15 protein-coding genes and 7 pseudogenes are annotated in these 20,122 nt (G+C 58.9%); 5 read left to right on the top strand and 17 right to left on the bottom strand.

Annotation, left to right across the window (positions count from 1 at the left end; genetic code table 11):
• Nucleotides 1-262 precede the first annotated feature (262 nt).
• Nucleotides 263-1,171 carry a dihydrodipicolinate synthase family protein gene (locus AC0L15_RS08450; RefSeq protein ID WP_473496200.1) on the bottom strand — a complete coding sequence of 303 codons (909 nt, stop codon included), beginning with the start codon at nucleotides 1,169-1,171 and terminating at the stop codon, nucleotides 263-265.
• Between the two features lie 189 nt (nucleotides 1,172-1,360).
• Between AC0L15_RS08450 and AC0L15_RS08445 the strand changes: the two are divergent.
• From AC0L15_RS08445 to AC0L15_RS08435, 3 genes and pseudogenes are all read left to right on the top strand, one after another.
• Nucleotides 1,361-1,899: pseudogene (locus AC0L15_RS08445) on the top strand (IS110 family transposase); the annotation flags it as partial.
• Nucleotides 1,900-2,076: 177 nt separating this feature from the next.
• Nucleotides 2,077-3,105: an IS110 family RNA-guided transposase gene (locus tag AC0L15_RS08440; protein ID WP_473496199.1), complete on the top strand. Its 1,029-nt coding sequence runs from the start codon at nucleotides 2,077-2,079 to the stop codon at nucleotides 3,103-3,105.
• A gap of 556 nt (nucleotides 3,106-3,661) precedes the next feature.
• Nucleotides 3,662-4,372: a GntR family transcriptional regulator gene (locus AC0L15_RS08435; protein WP_473496198.1), complete on the top strand. Its 711-nt coding sequence runs from the start codon at nucleotides 3,662-3,664 to the stop codon at nucleotides 4,370-4,372.
• A gap of 370 nt (nucleotides 4,373-4,742) precedes the next feature.
• Here AC0L15_RS08435 and AC0L15_RS08430 read toward each other — a convergent pair.
• A pseudogene (locus AC0L15_RS08430) lies at nucleotides 4,743-4,882 on the bottom strand (IS3 family transposase); the annotation flags it as partial.
• Between the two features lie 431 nt (nucleotides 4,883-5,313).
• Between AC0L15_RS08430 and AC0L15_RS08425 the strand changes: the two are divergent.
• Entirely contained in the window at nucleotides 5,314-5,988 is a 675-nt protein-coding gene (locus tag AC0L15_RS08425; protein ID WP_473496197.1) for a helix-turn-helix domain-containing protein, read from the top strand.
• A 99-nt stretch (nucleotides 5,989-6,087) separates the two neighbouring features.
• Here the strand turns inward: AC0L15_RS08425 and AC0L15_RS08420 are convergent.
• The 3 genes and pseudogenes from AC0L15_RS08420 to AC0L15_RS08410 all read right to left on the bottom strand — a co-directional run.
• Nucleotides 6,088-6,308 (bottom strand): annotated as a pseudogene (locus AC0L15_RS08420) (IS110 family RNA-guided transposase); the annotation flags it as partial.
• 29 nt (nucleotides 6,309-6,337) lie between these two features.
• Nucleotides 6,338-6,624: pseudogene (locus AC0L15_RS08415) on the bottom strand (IS21 family transposase); the annotation flags it as partial.
• A gap of 324 nt (nucleotides 6,625-6,948) precedes the next feature.
• A complete protein-coding gene (locus AC0L15_RS08410; protein ID WP_473496196.1) occupies nucleotides 6,949-8,331 on the bottom strand; it encodes a serine hydrolase domain-containing protein in 1,383 nt (460 codons plus the stop codon).
• Between the two features lie 266 nt (nucleotides 8,332-8,597).
• Here AC0L15_RS08410 and AC0L15_RS08405 point away from each other — a divergent pair.
• Nucleotides 8,598-8,890: pseudogene (locus tag AC0L15_RS08405) on the top strand (transposase); the annotation flags it as partial.
• A gap of 297 nt (nucleotides 8,891-9,187) precedes the next feature.
• Here AC0L15_RS08405 and AC0L15_RS08400 read toward each other — a convergent pair.
• From AC0L15_RS08400 to AC0L15_RS08345, 12 genes and pseudogenes are all read right to left on the bottom strand, one after another.
• A pseudogene (locus tag AC0L15_RS08400) lies at nucleotides 9,188-9,950 on the bottom strand (IS256 family transposase); the annotation flags it as partial.
• Nucleotides 9,951-9,976: 26 nt separating this feature from the next.
• Nucleotides 9,977-10,141, bottom strand: a pseudogene (locus AC0L15_RS08395) (transposase); the annotation flags it as partial.
• Between the two features lie 12 nt (nucleotides 10,142-10,153).
• Nucleotides 10,154-10,333, bottom strand: coding sequence for a hypothetical protein (locus AC0L15_RS08390; protein ID WP_473496195.1), 180 nt, complete (start codon nucleotides 10,331-10,333; stop codon nucleotides 10,154-10,156).
• Between the two features lie 741 nt (nucleotides 10,334-11,074).
• Nucleotides 11,075-12,454 carry a CapA family protein gene (locus tag AC0L15_RS08385; RefSeq protein WP_473496194.1) on the bottom strand — a complete coding sequence of 460 codons (1,380 nt, stop codon included), beginning with the start codon at nucleotides 12,452-12,454 and terminating at the stop codon, nucleotides 11,075-11,077.
• A gap of 109 nt (nucleotides 12,455-12,563) precedes the next feature.
• A complete protein-coding gene (locus AC0L15_RS08380; protein ID WP_473496193.1) occupies nucleotides 12,564-13,589 on the bottom strand; it encodes an ABC transporter ATP-binding protein in 1,026 nt (341 codons plus the stop codon).
• Nucleotides 13,586-14,587: an ABC transporter ATP-binding protein gene (locus AC0L15_RS08375; protein WP_473496223.1), complete on the bottom strand. Its 1,002-nt coding sequence runs from the start codon at nucleotides 14,585-14,587 to the stop codon at nucleotides 13,586-13,588. Before AC0L15_RS08375 ends, AC0L15_RS08380 begins: the two co-directional genes overlap by 4 nt.
• 7 nt (nucleotides 14,588-14,594) lie before the next feature.
• On the bottom strand, nucleotides 14,595-15,470 hold the full coding sequence (locus tag AC0L15_RS08370) for an ABC transporter permease (protein ID WP_473496192.1): 876 nt from the start codon (nucleotides 15,468-15,470) through the stop codon (nucleotides 14,595-14,597).
• Nucleotide 15,471: 1 nt separating this feature from the next.
• A complete protein-coding gene (locus AC0L15_RS08365) occupies nucleotides 15,472-16,413 on the bottom strand; it encodes an ABC transporter permease (RefSeq protein ID WP_473496191.1) in 942 nt (313 codons plus the stop codon).
• 7 nt (nucleotides 16,414-16,420) lie between these two features.
• Entirely contained in the window at nucleotides 16,421-18,025 is a 1,605-nt protein-coding gene (locus AC0L15_RS08360) for an ABC transporter substrate-binding protein (protein WP_473496190.1), read from the bottom strand.
• A gap of 241 nt (nucleotides 18,026-18,266) precedes the next feature.
• Nucleotides 18,267-18,725: a group II intron maturase-specific domain-containing protein gene (locus AC0L15_RS08355; RefSeq protein ID WP_473496189.1), complete on the bottom strand. Its 459-nt coding sequence runs from the start codon at nucleotides 18,723-18,725 to the stop codon at nucleotides 18,267-18,269.
• A gap of 52 nt (nucleotides 18,726-18,777) precedes the next feature.
• Nucleotides 18,778-19,044, bottom strand: a complete 267-nt coding sequence (locus AC0L15_RS08350; protein ID WP_473496188.1) for a hypothetical protein — start codon at nucleotides 19,042-19,044, stop codon at nucleotides 18,778-18,780.
• A 154-nt stretch (nucleotides 19,045-19,198) separates the two neighbouring features.
• Entirely contained in the window at nucleotides 19,199-19,603 is a 405-nt protein-coding gene (locus AC0L15_RS08345) for a transposase (protein ID WP_473496187.1), read from the bottom strand.
• Nucleotides 19,604-20,122 lie beyond the last annotated feature (519 nt).

Here is a 20,122-nt window from a genome sequence, read left to right as displayed (position 1 = left end):
ACCGACGAAGGTCCGTCTGGCCAGAGTTATGTCTGCCTCCGATGCCTAAAATAAAGAAATTGTCTCTAAATCTTTTCTCAATAGTCAACATTCTATCAAAGGTTGGCCGGACGGACGGTCTTGATTCGGCGCTTAGCCGTCGGGGATACGTGGGACCTGGAGGGCGCGTGCCCGCGCCGAAATAACAGCGTTGTTGCGACTGGTTCAAAAACGAGCCCGGCCGCGTGTTGCCGTGCCCGGGACGATATTATGCCAGAAGAGGTCAGGCGGCCTTCTTGGCCCGCTGCGAAAGGGTGTCGATTGCCTGCTGAACTGTGGAGATGACGTATTCACGCTCTTCGCCGACGAGCGGTAAGCGCGGTGCACGGGTCCATTCCGGTGCGCCGTAGACCAGGCTCTCGGCAAGTTTGATGTACTGAACCAGCTTAACGTGGGTGTCGAGATGGAAGGACGGCGTCAGGATGTGGTAGAGAGTGCGCGCTTCTTCGTACTTGTTTTGGGCGCAGAGGCTGAAGAGTTCGGCGCATTCAGACGGCCAAACGTTGGTCATGCCTGAAACCCAGCCCGTCACGCCTAGCGCGCAGCTTTCGACGATCAGATCGTCGACGCCGCAGAAGATGCTGAAGCGATCGCCAAGTTCGACATACATATCAGTGACGCGACGAATGTTGCCACTTTCTTCCTTAACGCAGACGAATTCCGGAGTGTCGACGAGCTGCTTGAGAACCTCCACCGTGCAGTCGACGCCATAAGCGATCGGGTTGTTGTAGATCATGATCGGAAGTGAGGAAGCGCTGGCAATACCCTTGTACCACTCGACCGTTTCGCGAACGTCGGTTTTGTAACCGAGGCTCGGGAAGACCATCAGGCCCTGGGCGCCGAAGGATTCGTAGCGCTTGGCGTTGGCCTTGGCATCGTCGAGCGTGATTTCGGCAAGGCCGCACAGAACCGGAACGCGGCCCGCAACCACCTCAACAGCGCCACGGATGATTTCTTCTCGTTCTTTCAGGGACATCGACGCATTTTCGCCGAGCATCGGGAGTACGACAATGCCTGCAACCCCGGCGCTGACAAGGCGGTCAACGCTGGCCTTCGTTGCCTGATGATCAATGTTGCCCTCCTTCGTGAGCTTCGTAGTCACTGCGGGAAACACGCCCCTCCATTTTGTCATGGCTTCCAATCCGTTCAACGATTTCGCACTGTATCCAATCTACAATAGGTCGACCGACATGTCTAGATGCGGTAACGGGCCCTCGCGCCGGCGAACGAGGGGTTTTGGTCGCGGCGGTCGTCCCTCACAATGATGGTGTGAACGGCGTCATGGCCCGAAGCCAGCGCCAAACATCAAGGAGAGACGACCGTGGACTATTATGCCAGGATTGATGTGTCATTGGAAAATGCTCCAGTGTTTGCGTTGTTGATGGGCAGGGCGAGATTGAGAGGGAAGCGAAGGTGGCGAGCGAGCGGAGGCGCTGATCGCCTGGTTTGCAGCGCTCGAAGTACCGGGCCCGCTGTCGCAGTGGCTGTTTGCTGCTCTGCAATCATCCGGCCTGACGGTGGAGCTTCTCGAGACGCACCATGTGCGCGATGCCTTCAAGGCGATGCCTGTGAAGACGGATCGCAAGGACGCGCGCGGCATTGCCCAACTCATGCGGGTTGGCTGGTTCCGGCCGGTGCACTGCAAGTCACTGCCGGCACAGGAGGTCCGCGCCCTGCTGACCACGCGCAAGCTGCTGCAGGCGAAACGGCACGATGTCTAGATGAGCATCCGCGGCGTCTTGCGCGGCTTTGGCCTGAAGCTTGGCCCGACGACGCCGAAGAGGTTTGAGCGCGGGTTCGCGAGTGATGGCCCATCGTGACACACTGGAGCTGATTGCGGAGACTCTTCTCAAGGCGCGGGCGGTGCCAATATGGACGACCTGCGCGAGCACAAGAAGCTGGCTCTTCGCCAAGCCGCATGACCAGCACCATGGCCACGCCATTTTGCTGATGGGGTGGATGCCAGCCTTCTCCGACGGCATCGCAATGTGCCAAAGTTTGTGGTGTTAGCGCCACGCAAAGGAGAGGCAGGCATCCATGGAAAAGGTTACCATCATTGGGATCGATCTGGCAAAGAACGTCTTTCAGCTGCACGGGGCGGCAGCTGATGGATCGGTTGTGTTCCGCAAGAAGCTGTCGCGCCTGCAGTTTTGCAAGTTCATGGCGAGTCAACCGGCATGTGTCGTGGCGATGGAAGCGTGCGGCAGCTCCCACTACTGGGCCCGTCAGATGGCTCGGCTTGGCCATGAGCCAAGACTGATTGCCCCGGCCTATGTCAAACCGTTCGTCAAGCGGCAGAAGAACGACGTCGCAGATGCGGAGGCGATCGTCGAAGCAGCGCAACGACCGACAATGCGCTTTGTCGAACCGAAGACGAAGGAGCAGCAGTCCCGGGCTATCGTGTTTCGCACCAGAGAGCAGTTCGTGAATCAGCGAACCGAATTGGTGAATGCGCTGCGCGCGCACCTCTATGAGTTCGGTTATGTTGCTCCGCAAGGCATCGGCCACCTGCCACGTCTGGCAGAGATCGTCGAGGACGAGAGCGCAGACCTGCCGGATCTGGTCCGTGACATCTGCAGCGCTCTACTTGACCAGATCGACCAGTTGAGCAGCCGGCTCGCGGCATTGAAGAAGACGATCGACACGCTGTCGAAGCAAGCTGAAACATCTCGGCGCTTGCAAACCATGCCCGGTGTCGGCCCTATCGCTGCCCTTGCCATTGAAACCTTTGCGCCACCGATGGAAGCCTTCAAGTGCGGTCGCGATTTCGCCGCCTGGCTCGGGCTGGTCCCTCGGCAGAAGTCGAGCGGCGGCAAGCAACGACTAGGGAAGGTATCGAAGATGGGCCAGCGCGATATTCGGCGGTTGCTCATCATCGGCGCCATGGCCGTGGTTCGATGGGCATCTCGGAGGCGCGCGCCCGACGGTTCCTGGCTTGCCCGCTTGATGTTGAAGAAACCGCGCATGCTGGTGGCAATCGCGCTGGCCAATAAGATGGCGCGTGGCATCTGGGCCATGCTGACGAAACAGGAGGACTACCGAGATCCGGCGACGGTGCTTGCGTGATTTGCAACAACGCACCTGAGACCGGGACGTCGGGGATGTGAGGAAGGCATGAACTGCATGGGCAAATGATCGATCAGATCGGGGTCAGGGAAAACCAGAGTCAAGTTGAGAGCCCACGCAAGCTCGCTTTTCTGATTTGGGCCTGATCCGCGCATCACCATACCGGCCCGCGGCATATGGAACGGCCGCAAATCAAGGCCTGACACAGACCGCACTCGATCACATGTCCAATACTTCAGGTTCTCCTTGCAAAACGGCTGGCATCCACACAAGAACTTGACACACAACCTGAGATTCTCTTAGCAACCTCACTCTGCCAGAACGGAGGTCGCTATCTACCTCGTCATAGGGTGTCGCCAGACGTGGTGGAGGATTGGCCTAGACACCCGGATCCTACGCCAAATAATCGCTTAGGCAACATCCGCCAACCTCGCAGACGCTCCGTCGTGAATAAGACCCGGCTAGCCCTTGATGTGATCCCTTTTCCCGCAAAAGATGGCCTTCCGTGCGACCACGCTTTGGCGTAAATTACTAAAGCTGCTATTGGATACAATCAGTGATCAACAAGATGCTCGAACAGAAAAATCAGCGCTCAAAATTTCGCCTTCAACGGCAGAGCCTGCCTGAGGCGCTGTCAGAGTCGTTGCGCGAACGCATTCTCAGTGGCGAGTTCAAAGAGGGCGACTCGCTCATCCAGGAGACGATCGCAACGGAATACGAATGCAGCCGAATGCCTGTGCGCGAGGCATTTCGCCAATTGGAAGCAGCCGGACTGATTGTTTCCAGAATTCATAAGGGCGCGATTGTTTCGGCACTGCCGGTCGATCAGATCAGGGAACTTTTCGACCTTCGGGCAATGCTGGAATGCGATATTTTAAGTCGCTCTTTAGATTACCTGTCGGCCGAAGACCTGGCTCACTCCGAGGAAATCCTGAAACAACTCGAAGACGCATATCACAATCGCGACATTGCCAGGGTAGGCGCTTTGAACTGGGAGTTCCACCGCAGCCTCTACCTGCCTGCGGGACGAATTCAAACACTCGCCATTCTCCAAGGCATCAATATCCAGATTGATCGCTACATCAGGATTCAGCTACTTGTGACCTTTGGTTTCGATGAAGCAGAGCGCGACCATCGACAAATTCTAAGCATGTGCAAAGACCGCGATGCTAACGTCGTGAAGTTTATGGGAGGGCACATCATCCGGGCTGGTGACAACCTTCTTGCAGCTCTCAAAAAGCGAAGGTTGAGCGACACAACTGCATAGCCGCGCCACTTCGTACCTTGTGGATCTGCCTGCCCTCTGCCACGAACATGCGGTGCGGTCGTGGCCGATGCACGAACACCATCGTGCCCGGCCCGCCGTTCCTGCCTACGGTGAATAGCGGTTTCCCACCGTAAGACCGTGTCCGCCTCTGCCGGTGAGGTGGCTCGCCCTACACTGCGGGTCCGAGGGTTGATCCTCTATTCGACAGGTTGAAGTCAAGCGCTTGTCGAGCTTCTCCGCTTCGCCGGCGTGCGACATCTTTCGCGGGTCATGCATCTCTTCGGGATCGGTCGGGCTCTCGCCTTGCTGGGCATCATAAGAATGAGGCGGAACAACCTCGGGAGCGCCCTGATCGTTGTGAGCGACGACATAGCTGGCGACGGCGGGCAGGCCTCAGAGTTTTTTTGCAGAACGTCCTGCAGCACCGCCTTGTCGAGCGACAGGTCAGCGACGATCCGCTTCAGCTTGGCGTTCTCTTTCCTCGAGCTGGCGCAGCAGCTTCACCTCTGACGGCACAGACGGGTGGTGGAACGGACATTCGCCGCTCGGCCGCTGCCGCCGCCGGGATTTCGAGAGAACGACTGCCTCCACCGAAGCATGAATCCTCATCGCCAGCCTCCGCCTGCTCACGCGGGCGGCTCGCAACATCGTGAAACCCAAGCGGTCTTTATGACTCAGGCTCTAATGTTGCGGACGCGTGGCTTTCCACTGGTTCCTGTAGCGCTTCAAGCGAGAATCGCATTGCAAGAAAGGATTTTGCCTATAAGATAATTTGGTTAGGTCTCTCGTGCCATATTGGCTTTGCCGCATGATGTCGCCGAGGCGCGGGGACGGAAAGCTAGCCAGGAGTGCGTCGGTGGTGCCTCCGAGACAAAGAACACGTCTCGATGTCCCAGCGTTCTCGCAAAACTGACGGAATATACGATGGAAGAGAAATAGCGATGGCACAGTTGGAATATGTGAAGGAGGAGTATAAGTGCCCGCCGATCGGCGTTACTGCCCATAGGCTACGAAAAGAACTCGGGATCACCTTGAGTGATTTGGCAAGGAAATCAGGCCTATCTGTTTCTGCACTATCAAAAATAGAAAACGGGCAGGTCTCGCCGACTTACGACACGATCCTGCGTCTTGCCACCGGACTTGATGTCGATGTGACTGAACTCTTCGGCAGCCCCACCAAGAAGGGCGCCGCAGGGCGCTTGGTCGTGACCCGCGCAGGCCAGGGCATCCTGCAAAAGACGCCTCACTACGAATACGCTATGCTGTGTGCCGACCTTTCAACCAAACAGTTCACGCCTCTGCTGACGCGCGTGCGTGCGCACTCGATTGAGGAGTTTTCCAGAATCGAGGGGCATATGGGGGAGGAATTTTTCTATGTTCTGTCGGGTGAAGTGCTGCTGTGTACCCAACACTATGCGCACGTTCGTCTTTCCCCGGGGGACAGCAGCTACTTCGATTCAACCATGGGACACGCACTGGTCTCGGTAAGTAACGAAGATGCATTGGTATTGTGGATTGCCACCCGCGTTCACGGGGTGCTTGTTCAGGAGAATGTCTCCAACCGCCGAGAGCGGCGTTCAAGGAACGCGGGGAGTCTCCCGTTGAGCGGAGGGTAGTTGTGCGGTCTGCCGTAGCAGCCGTTGCCGTCGCATCTGCACCGACGAATCTGAACTCTCTGCCTCTCCTTCCCGGCCTTTTTGGCAGATAGCCAACGTCATGGTTTCTCGCGTCCAGCGGAACTCGGCGTCCAGCCACATGCGATGCATGATCACGATCAGGCGACGTGCGAGCGCGACGATTGCCTAGCGCATCCCGCGCCGCTTGGCGACGTTCATCGCCCAGGCTTTGAGGACGACCATTTCGTCACGTGAGGCATCAGCGTTGGTGCAGCCCCATAGAACAACGTCCGCATGATGCCGTCTCCGCACAAGGATATGGACAGCGCAGCAGCGTCTGCAGGTCCTAGTGCATGACGTAGCGGGCGAAGATGTAACGCGAGTGGCCAAGCACAAGCGAGAACAGCCAGACAATGCGCATCACGCCCGGCGCGTCGGTGAACTCGGTGAGGAAACGCGCGAAGTCGACCTGTGCTTGATATCCGGCCGGGGTCTCGAACCGGTCGGATCGCGGCCGAAGCGTTTCACGGCGGTGTAGGCGCCGTCATAGCCGCGCTCACGAATTTCGCGCGTCAGGCGCACGGCGACGCTCAGATCGGGAAAGGCCGAGACCGGTTCGCGCAGATAGTCAACAAAGAGCGCGATTGTTTGGCCGCCCCGCCTGTCGCTGCTTGTTGTCCGCGCCTGCCATGATTTCCAGGGGCGCCATGCGCTTCCGGGTCCAAGACGTTCTCGCGCTAGCGGCCGAAGAGCGCGGCCGGATGCGGGGGGGGCCGCCATGTCCATGGTGTTTCAGGGGCCGCTGACCGCGCGGTAATGGATTGAAGGCAAGCGGGTAAGGGTGTTTCAGATGCATGTCGGCCTGACATGCATAAGTCAAGCGCTGCCGGAAGGTTGGATGCAGCCGGCCAGTGTCAAGTTATACTTTGATTAGGCGGGCTCATCAAAGGAGCCGGAGAGTTACGTTCGTCGGGCGGCACGCAAGCCGAAGCGCAGCCAGCGGATGTCCCCGCCCGTATCGCGCAATAGCGTGGCGACCTCTTCGGTGCGTTCGCCGGCGTAAATCAGCATCTTGTCCTCACCAGCTGGTTGCACATCGATGCCTTGCTGCGACCTCGGAGGAGGAAACATGCCATCGAGCCACTCGCCACACGTTCGATCGAGGACAAGTCGCTCGCCCTCGTACCGCAATACACGACGCTCCAGCACCGTGTCGTAGGTTCCCAGCCACGTGTCGACGTCGCAGCTTGCGTGCGCCTGAACCCGCGGCGACGTTAGGCCGAAGTAGTTCTGCATCGTCCAATGCAGAAGTCGCTGCCATGTCAGCGAGCCACCCCTGCCATTGGTCATCACCACAATGGCGAAGCGTCGCGACGGAATCATTGCCAACAAGCACTGCTGGCCATTTGCGCTCCCACTATGGCTGACGACCCGTTCTCCAGATGAATCGTCCAGCCACCAGCCCAACCCGATCTCCGCGGTGTCGGTTGTCGGTCCTGCAGGCTCGAAGGCGGCAAGCCTCATAGCCTCTCCGAGTACCGCTGAGCCCTCCAGCTGGAACTTGGCGTACTTCAGAAGGTGCTCAGCGCTTGCTATCAACCCGCCAAGCGGGTTGCCACATCGGGGCATCGCCCATGGCCTTGCAACGACGGTCTCTTCTCCGTGTTGCGCGTGCCCTACAACGAAGCGTCGGTAGAGCATGTCATGGGCAAAAAAACAGGCGCCATCCATGCCGAGCGGTGCGAGCAGCGATGTTTCCATTACGTTCTCAAACGGACGCCCGTGCACTACCTCGAGAACGCGGCCGAGAACGTAGAAGGCCGCATTGTTATACGACCACATTCCGCCGAAAGGTGTGACCTGCCTTAGCTTGGACATCCGCGCAACCATTGTCGCTAACGCATTCTCGCCCCAACCAGTGTCTTCGTAGAAATCTCCTTCCCAGCCACACGTATGGGTAAGGCAGTGGCGGATGGTGACCGCCGCCGAGACATCTGGATCAGCCACAGAGAATTCCGGCAGGTGAACGCGGATGGGATCGTCCAACTGTATCCGCCTTCTCTCGGCCAATTGCAAGATGGCGGTCGCAACGAAAGTCTTTGTGATAGACCCAATCTGAAACAAAGTGTCGCCAGTAACTGGCCTTGGATCGATGAGATTAGTAACCCCGAGGCCCGCAGTGGCAGCGTGGCCTTCGTAGTAAACACCGAGCGCGAGACCAGGCACTGCATCGCGCTTCATCTCCATAATTGCTTGGTCAAGTAAAGCCGGATCGAGCTTGTCTGAGCTCAGCAACGGGCCGACAGCCGGGTTCCATCCCTTGTCCGTCGTCTGCACGGTCACACTGCTTCTCCTTGCGCTACGCAACCCACAGTGGCATCGCGTCTCATCTACGAATTCTATGTCTTGTGGCACTATCGGCACTACCGTCGGCAAGGCATTGGGAATTAGCCTTGCGCCTAGCGCTTCCCGTAGTCCGAAAATAACGCAAGGGCCGGAGAGAGTTCCGTCAAAAACGTTGGATGTATGAAACGAGACCGTCATGTGCGCACTACGAGTGACGTGCTCCTCTGAATTGTCCTTCGCTTTGAGGTTAGCCTGTTCCTCGGATGAGGAGACAAGCAACAAAGCGATCAAGGTTTTCTGACGAACAGATCGTTGGCATTTTGAAGAGCACCAGGCGGTGCTCTCGGCGACCGCGCTGTGCCGCAAATACGGAGTGAGCCACGCGACCTTCTATAAATGGCGCTCGAAGTATGGCGGCATGGATGTATCGGAAGCGAAGCGGCTGAAGAGCCTTGAGGAGGAGAAGCTGAAGCGTCTGCTGGCTGATGCCATGCTCCACGTCACGATCTTGGGCGAGCGACTCGGAGAACAAACAATGGCACCGAGAAAAAATGCCGGATACGGCTCCGTGGAAAGTTTCAATGGCCCACTACCCGACGAGTGCCTACTGTAGTCGGGGCTTCGGTGCCAAGCTTGGTCGATCCCGGTCCGTCTGGGTCCATCTGGGGTAATGCTTCTGTTCACGGTCGGCATCGCTCGCCTCAGAATGGGGGTCAAAGGTGCGGCGGACGATGCTACACGGCGGGCTTGCGGTTGCGCGCTGAAGCAGTATCAGACAGTCGTGCGGCCTTCGCCTCATCCCTGTCCGGACCTCGGATTGATCGTGGGGCCCTCTCGAAGCTCGTGGGGACTGTCAGGAATTCTGTGCGCGAGGCCGGTTTCGGCTGACGAACCTTTCGCCGAAGGCGACGGCGAATTGGGTCTTGGCCTCGAACCACTCGCGCGGCGGCCGTTTCCCTTCCTCGGCCGCGTGGTTCAAAACTAGATATAGCAGCTTCATTGCCGCCTCGTCATTGGGGAAGTGACCCCTGGTGCGGACGGCGCGTCTCAGCTTTGAGTTCAGCGTCTCGATGGCGTTGGTCGTGTAGATGATGCGGCGCACGCTCTCGGGATAGGCGAAGAAGGGCACGACGTGCTCCCAGTTGCGTCGCCAGCTCTGAGTGATGAGCGCTGCCTCCAGAAGCCGGCCTCGAAGTCCTCCAGGGCCTTCATACCGGCGCCGGCGCCTTGGCCCGGTAGATGGTCCTGAGCGCCGGCACAACGGCTTTGCGATCCTTCCACGACACGAACTCGAGCCAATGGCGGATCAGGTGAACGATGCAGGTCTGGACCGTTGTCTGGGGAAAAATGGCGCCGATCGCGTCAGGGAGGCCCTTGAGGCCGTCGACGACAGCGATCGGCGACGCTTTTTCAGCTCGTTCATGACGCGCAGCCAGAACTTGGCGCCTTCGGTCTGCTCGATCCAGATGCCGAGGATCTCCTGGTGCTGTCAGGCAGGATGGCGAGCATGATGTAGATGGCCTGTTGCGAACGAAGCCCTCGTCCCCCGTGTTGAGCCGGATCGCGTCGAAGAAGACCCGCGGATAGACTGCATCCAGCGGCCGGTTCTGCCATTCCGTGAACAGCGCAGTTCGGTGAACGCATCGCCCGATCGGCTGATGCGACCTCGGACATGAGTCTCGCCTGACTGATACTGTCCCGACGTGAGTCCAAGATGGGCGCCAATAACGTTTGATCGCCGGAAGCGCGCCGGATCGTCGATGGCCCTCTTGAAGGCCAAGGCTGTTACCGGCCGGACGCCGGGTATGGGCCGGCACAGTTAGTCATTGGCCGTGACCCTCAGCAGTTCTCTATGCAGCACCGACAGCTGCGCCATCATCGCGGCACGGCCGTCAAGCAGAGCACCAATGCAGAACTCAAGCTGCGGATTGCCGACCAGTCCACGGATCCGGGTATCGAAGCCGCTGGCACTGACACGTCCGACCTTCGATGGCCTCAACAGCCCGCGGATCTCGTTCTAGTGGTCCCGGAGCTTGTTGACGAAGAAGTCCCGCGTCACCCGCTGCGAGCGCAGCTCCGGGCTCATCACCGACTTAACTTAACGTTTACCGCCTTGAACCAGCCGGACCGGATCAGATGCGCGATGGAGCGCGCATCGTTGCGGTCGTTCTTGTTGCGATTCATCGCGACCATCGCAGCCTTCGCGTGCCGCCCCTCGATGCAGATGGCTGGCCTCCGGCGTCCCCCAGTCCGAAGAGCAGCAACTGCGATAGCGGGACCCGCCTCGGAGCCGTCCCGATCCTCTTCAGCTCCGTGGCGATCGTCTCCGGGCTCAGTTCCGACCCGGGACTCGTGCCCGAGCCGACCATCGCCATCCAAGACGCATAAGTGCGTCAGCTCAAGCGACACATTCAGGCTTGCGTAGAGAGTTGAACATGCCGGTCAGGAAAGCACCGGCGTCTCCGGAACCGAAGCCCCGACTACGCCATCTCGACGAACGGCTCTTCACCAGCTATGGGTACGCCGAAAATAGCATCGAAGAATGGGGGCCCGCACACGAGCCTGTCACTTGAGTTTCAGCAATCATCGGGTACTATAATCGCCACCAAGCACGTGCTCCTCGGTTTGCCCCCGATTGTGAGTTAGCTCTGTTCATTTTGTGTGATCCTTGACGGATCGAGGCGCATGTTCGTGGTGCGAGCCCATCAAGCAGTGTCAGTCATTTGTTGATTTCACACGATCATTTGATAATCTTCACGAGGCCGACTCCGTTCTCTATTTCGATATTGGTGCCAAACGGCTCGGATAACTTTTGCATGCGCTCTAGAATGGCCTTCCCTTGGCTATGACTGGCAGGTCGAGGAACGCCGCGATTGGCAAACCTCTGCGTTAGACCGAGCTCGACCGGATAAAGACGCAATTCGGAGAGTCGGTTCTGTTCAAAGCGGCTGACTGTGATGACGCTCTCGTAATACACTGGGTCGGCGAAGCCGAGATTGTCGTGTCCGCCGCCAAATTCCTCGTCTACAGTCACCTCCGCATCTGTGTGAATGAGGGGATCTTTCTCGTAGGCCTCGTACATGTCTGATCCAGTCGGTGTCCTGAGCGGGTCGTAGATAAAGTTCGCCAGGCTGTAGAAGATCGGACGACCCTTATAGATTTCGATCCCTCGTAGCTGGTGAGGCCCATGGCCGACGTAAGCGTCGGCCCCGCTATCGATCAATTGGCGGGCAAACGCTTGTTCGTAGTCCGGCACCTCCGGACTCCAATTGCCCGGCTCGTGCCCGTGATTGCTTACGATACAAAAATCCGCGAACTGCTTACCGCGGCGCAGATTGCGCAGTATATCCGCGACGTCACGCGAATTCGGCTCAAAACTGTAGCCAAGCTTCTCACCCGCCCTGAACTCACAGTTTGCGACTACGGCATTGGCTGGATCCTGCCTAGGCGGGTTGTAAGAAGGAAGGGAGTCGCTTATGTGACTAACAACTTCAAACATATCGTGCGGAAGGACAATCCTTTGCGTCAGCCGGAGGGCACTTAGGCCTGGCCTCCCCGGTGCCTCACCCGCCGGGTCGCACGCACGCGACATCGGTGTGAACGTTGCTGCGAACGATAGCATCGCCACACGGCCGCGTGCGGTTTCCAGAAAGCGAGCAGCGCCGGCTTGAGCGAGGTTCTCGCCGGCACCTGCATGGATGATCCCGTTCTGATCGAGCAGTCGGCTCGTCTCGCGCATGCCTTCAACGCCCCAGTCAAGCGTATGGTTGTTCGCGCGACTCAAGACGTTGAAGCCCATCGCCTTCAAATCGGGTGCGAGCTCAGGTAGACTGATTACATACGCACCGCCGTATTCAGCCTGCGGACTGCCGTTGAACGATCGGATATCGAAGATGTTGGTCTCAAGGTTTCCAAACGTGACATCAGCATCGTGAAGGATCTTGACGATGTCCCCAAAGCCGCAATGCGGGCCTTTGGTCAGCGGCCGCGTCACGAGGAGGTCGCCGACTGCGACCATCGTGAACCCGTCCGCGACGTTCGTTGCAATCGAACCGACCGTATCATAGCTGCCACCATGCTGGGTTGGGTGAGAACCGTTCTCGTGTGAATGTTTTTCCATACCGTCCTCATATAACTGTTGTTCTTGCCGTCCTTGGCGCGACCTTCGGTGTTCGTGTCAGCGGCGCGCCTGAGGTGTTCGACCGGGTGATACAATCTGTTGGCTAATGTCACAGAACTGAGCAATAATCGCCCGCTTCAGTCAGCCGGCCCGGGACCCCTGTCGCCGGAGCGCGTACATGACATGCCACGACGCGCCCGTCAGCCATCGGCACCAGAGGTGGGACTTCGATGCGGCAACGCTCGACCGCGAGCGGGCAGCGCGGGTGAAACGCGCACCCACTCGGCGGATTAATGGGGCTCGGCACCTCGCCTTCGACGGGCACGTCCAGCCGAACCCGCGTCGGATCCGGCACGGGTGCCGCCGCAATCAACGCCTCAGTATAGGGATGGACGGGTTTGGCGAACAGCGCCTCGCTCGGGGCGAGCTCCACGATGCGCCCCAGATACATCACGGCAACGCGATGCGCGATGTGCTCCACGACGCCGAGGTCATGCGAGATGAAGACGAAGGCGAGGCCCATCTGCTGCTGAAGGTCCAGAAGCAGATTCAGGATCTGTGCCTGCACGGAGACGTCAAGGGCTGACACTGCTTCGTCGGCGATGATGAGAGAGGGGTTGAGCGACAGGGCGCGTGCAATGCCGAGCCGCTGGCGCTGACCACCCGACAATTCGGACGGGAGCCTGTGCATCATTTCCGGCGACATTCCGACCTTTCGGAGAAGGTCCGCGGCGAGTGCCTGACGCTGCTTGCGGGTGAGGCGCTCAAAATTCTCGACGGGTTCGGTGATGATCTGTCCGGCCGTGAGACGCGGGTTCAGCGACGAGTAAGGATCCTGAAATACCATCTGCATCCGACGGCGCCACGCGTGAAGCGCGTCCTTCTTGAGGCCCGCAATGTCGGTCCCGTGGATCATTACGCGCCCGCTAGTCGGCAGCACGAGCCGCATCAAGAGCCGCGCGACAGTCGACTTACCGCAGCCGGATTCGCCGACGATGCAGAGCGTCTCGCCCGCCTCGACGGAAAAGGATACATCCTGCACCGCCCGGATCACCGGAATGCTTTTCTTGAAGATTCCCGCGCCGAGCGGATAATGCTTGGTCAGATTCTCGACTTTCAATAGAGGACCGTTCATGCGCCCATCACCTCTTCGGCGCGCCAGCAGGCCGCGGCGTGGCTCGACCCGACGTCACGCAGGGCAGGCGTCTTGTCGCGGCAAATGTCGATCGCGAACGGGCAGCGAGGCGCAAAGCTGCAGCCGACGATGGGCTCGCGCAGGCTTGGCACGATGCCGGGAATTTCCGGAAGGCGGCGCTGTCGGCCGCGCCGCCGGTCAGGCACCGATCGCATGAGACCCTGAGTGTAGGGATGCGCGGGACGCGCGAACAGATCTATCACGTTCGCCTGTTCTACGATTCGGCCAGCATACATGACAATCACGCGTTGGCATGTCTCGGCCACAACACCCAGATCGTGCGTGATGAACATGACGGCCGTTCCCGTGCGCTCTTTCAGATCGACGATGAGCCGCAAGATTTGTGCCTGGATGGTGACGTCAAGCGCAGTCGTGGGCTCGTCGGCGATCAACAGTTCCGGCGAGCAGGCGAGAGCCATGGCGATCATGGCGCGCTGGCGCATCCCGCCCGACATTTCATGCGGATAGTTGTTCACGCGACGCTCCGGGTCAGCTATGCGGACGAGATGGAGCATCTCTTCGGCCTTTCCCATAGCCACAGAGCGGGATGATTTCGTGTGGATCTGCACCGCTTCGGCGATCTGTTGGCCGACCGTATAGACCGGGTTCAGGCTCGTCATCGGCTCCTGGAAGATCATGGCGATCTGGTCGCCGCGGATTTGTCGCATCTCCCGATGGGACAACTCAAGCAGGTCACGTCCGTGAAAGCGGACCTCGCCACCTACAGTCCTGGCGGTCAGCTTCGGCAGCAGGCGAAGGATGGAGAGAGCGGTGACGCTCTTCCCGCATCCGGATTCACCGACGACGCCGAGCGTTTCGCCTTTCCTGACCTGGAAGCTGATGCCACTTAAGGCGCGGGTGACGCTTTCCTCGCCGTAAAAGTGCGTCTCAAGGTCGCGGACGTCGAGAAGCACACCATGCTCTGCAGATTCTCGCATCAGCATGTCAGCGTCTCCGCTTTGAGCGAGGATCGAACATGTCGCGCAGGCCGTCGCCGAGAAGATTGACCGCAAGGACTGTGACGGCAAGGCAGATACCGGGGGCGAAGATCGTCAATGGGGCGATGGCGAGATACAGGCGCGAACTGGCAATCATGTTGCCCCAGCTCGGAATCTCGGGCGGCACGCCCACGCCGAGAAAGCTCAGCCCCGCCTCCGTCATGATCGCGCTGGCGCAGACGGTGGCGCCCTGGACCATAAGCGGCGGAATGGTGCTGGGCAGGATGTGTCGCCATAGTACCCTCGGTAGGCGCGCCCCGCCGCAGAGCGCGGCCTCCACATAGGGAAGTCCGCGAACACCCAGAACTACCGAACGAACCAGCCGCGCGACGGCTGGCGTCTCGGGTATCGCGATTGCGACGATGAGGATGCCGATTCCGGGGCCTGTCAGAGAAATGAGCGCAATCGCCAGCAGAATCGTCGGGATCGACATCAGGCCGTCCATGACCCGCATGACGACGTTGTCGAAGCTGCGGCTGTAGCCCGCGATGACACCGATCAGGAGCCCGACCACGGCTGCGGTCGCTGCCGACAGCAGCCCGACTAGGAGGGAGATGCGGGCGCCGAAGATCGTTCGCGCAAACACGTCCCGACCCAGATTGTCGCTCCCGAACCACATCTCGGCGGAAGGCGGCTGGAGGCGCTTGAACGGATCCATGTTCACCGGGTCGCCGGCGTAAAGCGGCGCGGCGAGCGCTAGAATGATCAGGAGCGCCAACAGGCCGCCGCCGACCAGGACCAGCGGGTGTCGCCTTGCCAGACGGGGAAGATCGGATAGCCGACCCATCGGCGCGGCTTCAACTGGTGCGGAGATGAGCGTCATATCAGTACCGGATCCGGGGATCGATAAGCGTATAGGCAAGATCGACCGTGAGGTTGATCAAGACGTACAGACCCGAAACCAGGATGAGCACGCTCTGGATGATAGGATAGTCGCGGTTGTTGATCGCATCCACGACCAGACGACCGATGCCGGGGAGATTGAACACCGTTTCCGTGAGGACCACTCCGCCGATCAGATAGGCGAAGCTTATGCCGATGACGGTCAGAATCGGGACGCCAGCATTCTTCAAGGCATGGTGGAAAAGAATGGCATAGGACGAAGCGCCCTTGGCGGCAGCCGTTCGCATATAGTCTTCCGACAGAACCTCGATCATGCTCGCCCGTGTAACCCGGGCGATGAATGCAATGAAGCCAAGACTTAACGCCACGGTGGGAAGGATCAGGTGCACAAACCAAGGCCCGAGGCCTTCTTGGATGGACCGATATCCCTGAACCGGAAGCCAATGTGTCTTGATCGCGAAGAAGTATATGAGAAAATATCCGATGACAAAGACTGGGACCGAATAGCCAAATGCTGAAAAGGCCGCAAGGAGGCGGTCAACGAGACCGCCAGTCCGCCACGCGGCGAGGACGCCGAAAGAAACCCCGACCGTCACCGAAACGATCATCGTCAGGATCGCCAGGGAGAGGGTCGGTTCAAGCCGCTGCGAGATGAGCTCGATAACCGGTAGCCCAGAAAATATCGAGATCCCAAAATCACCGCTGAGAATGCCCAACGCCCAATGTACGAACTGAACCGGCAGCGGATCATTGAACCCAAGCTGTTCTCGGATACCGGCGATCATCTGTGGAGTGGCATTTTTGCCGGCGATCATAGCCGCCGGATCGCCCGGCACTAGTCTGAGAAGCAGGAACACGAAAATCCCGACCATCGCCATCACGGCGACGGTCGAAAATACTCGGCGAAGGATGTAAGCGACCATTGCGCCGTTATACCTTCTGCATGTTCCACATCGCGGTGATCTGTGGCATTCCGATGAGGCCTGTAAGGGACTTCCGGCGCGCGCGCGGAGAAACGATTTGACCCAACCTCACGTCGCCGACGAAGTCCCACCATAGCTGCTGCATCTCTCGAGCAAGTGCCTTGCGCTCGTCGAGGGAGGCAACGTCAGCCCATTTTGCACGAAGGGCCTCATATGCTTCGTTTGCCGGCCAGCCGTACCATCCCTTTTCACCGTTCCCAAGCAGCAAGGGCGTATCGAGCGGACTGCCTAGGGAATATTCAGCTTCGGTAGTGATGAAGATGTTCCAGCCGCCGTCTTCTATGGGTCCTTTGTTTGCCCGGCGCTGGACAAGCCCCCCCCAGTCGCTAGGTGCAAGCTCGGCGTTCACACCGATCTTTCTCAAAGTGGCCGCCAAGAGTTGGCATGGGTCGCTCAGGTACGGAATGTCAGTGGGTTGTAGAATAACGATCTTTTCGCCGGCATACCCTGCTTCCTTGAACAGCTGCTGCGCTTCTTCCGGATCGCCACCCTTCTTAAACCAGCCGGTGTTTTCGTCGTTGGAGATTGGGGTCGTGTTTCCAAATATCGACCTTACGGTATTGGTGTACTTGGGGTCTGGAGATGCGGCGCGCATAAACGCTTCCTGATCACACAGGTGAAGAATGGCCCGGCGCGCCTTGACGTTATTGAACGGCGGTTGCAGGAAGTTCATGCGCAGGCACATGTCTTCGCCACTCTTGTTCAAAATCTGGAGTGCAAGGTTGGGATCACTCTCGATCAAGGCGTAGAAGTCTGCAGGGGGCTGCTCAAGGTAATCGACCTCGCCAGTTTGCAAAGCAGCTAGAGCCGTCTGCGGGTCGGAGATATTGTCCCATATCACGCGATCGACTCTCACGATCTTGCCGCCGGCCAGGCCGTCGGCCCCCTCGCTGCGTGGAACGTAATTTTCATTGCGATCGTAAACGAAACTAACCCCAGGACGAGCGAGTTCTTGGTTGAACTTGAAGGGGCCAGATCCTATATTGGCCGTCACCTGTTCTGTCGCAGGACTGGTGGCATCTTTCTCACGCATCATGAATGCACACGATCCGGACAAGGTCGCCAGGAGGTCGATCAGCAATCCGAGGGGCTCGTTGAGTGTTATGGTGAACGTTCTGTTATCCTTCTTCGAGATATCCTTGGCCCGGGCCAAGATCATCTGCCCGCCGGGAGCCACTTCGCCCCAACGGCGGATGGAAGCCACGCAGTCCGACGCGGTGACGGCAGTGCCATCATGCCAGGCGAGACCGTCGCGAAGCTCAAATGTATAGGTCTTTTTGTCGTCAGAAAGTCCCCAATTGCCTACCATCTGCGGCTGCGGCAAAAACTTCGAGTCGAGCGCGAACAGGGTGTCGTAAATCGCCGCGCCGTGATCTTGCGTGATGCCGGCCGCTGTCCAGATTGGATCGAAGACGCGGAGTTCACCGATCTTCACCATGCGGACCGTCCGCCCCGCGGTTGGCGCCGTTTGTGCCGTCAGCACCGACGGGGCAGATAAAGTCGCTCCGGCGGCAATACCAACCTTAATGAGATCGCGTCGAGAGATTGTCATGTTCCGTTCCCCTTCTCGAGTTAGTCGCGCGGTTAATCCGCGCCTCCTTTTTAGACTTGTGGTGATCAGGATTGGTTTGTAGTTTCTTTCAAAGCCTAATGGTCATGGTAAACGCTAGCACCGTAGAGAGGAGAATTTGTATCAAAATGCACGGCCTGCTGAAATGCAGACCATGCAAAGGGGCTTGGTTTGAAATTTGTTGCCCTAATTCGAACGCCCTTGTGTACGTTCGAGGAGCGCTTTAGAGGCTGTTTGGAAAATCGAGGGTTGGGGTTTTGCGGTGAAGCGAAGACTGATTGATCGGGATAGGGGGACGTCTCGCGACGCCGCCCCTCCCACACCACCGGGCATACGGGTCCGTACCACGGCGATTCGGTCGGATTAAGCTTGGGCAGAGACATGGAGTCGAGGGAGACCGTGAGACTCGAAGTAATGGTTGCGCAGGGCCCGTTGGACCGCGGGTGTCCTGACATGCGCCAGAACCGCGTCGGTGAACCGGCAGCAACCGCAGCTCCGAACTTTGGTACGCCATGACGGCGTAGTTCCTTGAAGCGATTTTGCCCGTTCCCCCATTGCCGGCAGGGATACATGCGTAGTCCCGGCGGATCCACGCTTCCAGATTTGTGAGTACTCGAGACGTCTGACAGAAGCCGAAGTAGCCGCGCCAACGGACGAGGTATGGGTTCAACTCTTTGATCATCTGCGGCAGACTGAGTCCCCGTGTCCGGCGTGTCATGTCCCGGATCAGCGGCTTAAATTTGGCGCAGCCTTTGGCGCGATGCGCCGCTCGCTCCCGTCATTCGCGATGCTGAAGCTGAGCAACTTCCGCTCCTCCGGTCGCGCACCGCGCTCTTCGCCTCGTTGACCTTCAGCCGCAGCTTCTTGGTCAGGAACCGGCTTACGGAAGCCACAACCTGTTCGCCGGCGCGGCAGTTGCGAACATAGATGTTGCAGTCGTCCGCGTAGCGGCAAAAACGGTGGCCACGTTGGGTCAGTTCCTTGTCGAGATCGTCGGGCAAGGAGGTTGCTTAGGAGGGGCGAGAGCGGGCCGCCTTTGCAGGGTCCCCTCGTCCACCGAACGGACCAGGCCGCCCTCCATCACCGCTGCATTGAGGAATACTCGGATGCGTTTGAGCACGCGCTTGTCGGACACCCTCGCGGGAACGCGCGCCATCAGGCTGTCGTGATTGACTCGATCGAAAAATCTTTCGAGATCAAGACGAGCACGTAGCTGTAACCCTCGGCAATGCAGCATTGCGATTGGGCTACCGCCTGATGAGCGGAGCGTTCCGGGGCGGAAGCCGTAGGATCCCACTTCTCCTGGAGAACCTGCAGCAGAGCTTGCTGGATCAGCCTGTCGACGACGCAAGGCACGCCGAGCGAAGAGCACGGTCGCGGCCTCGAACAGTGATGATCGCACCACCATGTCGCCAGCCTTGGATATGCCGCCGGTAACCTCCGCCGCGGCATCAGCCCGAATAGCGGACCGACATCGCGAGATCGCTTTATGCGGTTTGGATCATCGATCGCCGTCTTGGACGTGAGGGCCGTTAACGCGCCTACGCCTGGTACGCTCATCAATCGCCCGATGACTTCATCCTCTCGTGCGATCTCAGGAGCGCCTCATGAAGCTTGGCCACCTCATTATCAGCAGCGGACTGCCAGCATGCCATTGGCGATCGTCGTCAATGTCGGCCACTAGTTCTGCACTCTCAGATCGAACATTTTGCGGGTTACGGTCCTAATCTTTAGTCCGAACCCCCGAAGAATTGCCCCGTATCCCGAGCTCGATACGATCAGCTTTCCCTGCAAAAGGTTGCGAGCGGTCAATACGATGCGGATCTCCTGCGAGGCAAGTGCCTTACAATGAACCGAACGGTACCAACCCATTCGCACCAGGTGTGCAACGCCCAGGACATCGCGCCGGTCGGTCTTCACCGTCATCGCAGAGAGAGCCGCCTTCACATACCGCGTCTCCAGCAACACCACATCGAATCCAGCTGCAGTCAGGCAGGCCGGCAAACATTTTATGAGAACGGGCCCGCTTCCAGACCGATCCGGGACACCTCGAGATCCGAACCTCGAAAAAAGGTCGTC

It is taken from the genome of Mesorhizobium sp. WSM4846 (assembly GCF_055811415.1).
The sequence above is the reverse complement of the archived record's forward strand: the minus strand, read 5'-3'. Positions and strand labels throughout refer to the sequence as shown.

Coding starts and splice junctions, on each gene's coding strand:
- AC0L15_RS08450 (WP_473496200.1), bottom strand. CDS start 1,171: ATGACAAAATGGAGGGGCGTGTTTCCCGCAGTGACTACGAAGCTCACG.
- AC0L15_RS08370 (WP_473496192.1), bottom strand. CDS start 15,470: ATGACGCTCATCTCCGCACCAGTTGAAGCCGCGCCGATGGGTCGGCTA.
- AC0L15_RS08385 (WP_473496194.1), bottom strand. CDS start 12,454: ATGGAAAAACATTCACACGAGAACGGTTCTCACCCAACCCAGCATGGT.
- AC0L15_RS08440 (WP_473496199.1), top strand. CDS start 2,077: ATGGAAAAGGTTACCATCATTGGGATCGATCTGGCAAAGAACGTCTTT.
- AC0L15_RS08355 (WP_473496189.1), bottom strand. CDS start 18,725: ATGATCAAAGAGTTGAACCCATACCTCGTCCGTTGGCGCGGCTACTTC.
- AC0L15_RS08380 (WP_473496193.1), bottom strand. CDS start 13,589: ATGAACGGTCCTCTATTGAAAGTCGAGAATCTGACCAAGCATTATCCG.
- AC0L15_RS08365 (WP_473496191.1), bottom strand. CDS start 16,413: ATGGTCGCTTACATCCTTCGCCGAGTATTTTCGACCGTCGCCGTGATG.
- AC0L15_RS08425 (WP_473496197.1), top strand. CDS start 5,314: ATGGCACAGTTGGAATATGTGAAGGAGGAGTATAAGTGCCCGCCGATC.
- AC0L15_RS08345 (WP_473496187.1), bottom strand. CDS start 19,603: ATGAGCGTACCAGGCGTAGGCGCGTTAACGGCCCTCACGTCCAAGACG.
- AC0L15_RS08375 (WP_473496223.1), bottom strand. CDS start 14,587: ATGCGAGAATCTGCAGAGCATGGTGTGCTTCTCGACGTCCGCGACCTT.
- AC0L15_RS08360 (WP_473496190.1), bottom strand. CDS start 18,025: ATGACAATCTCTCGACGCGATCTCATTAAGGTTGGTATTGCCGCCGGA.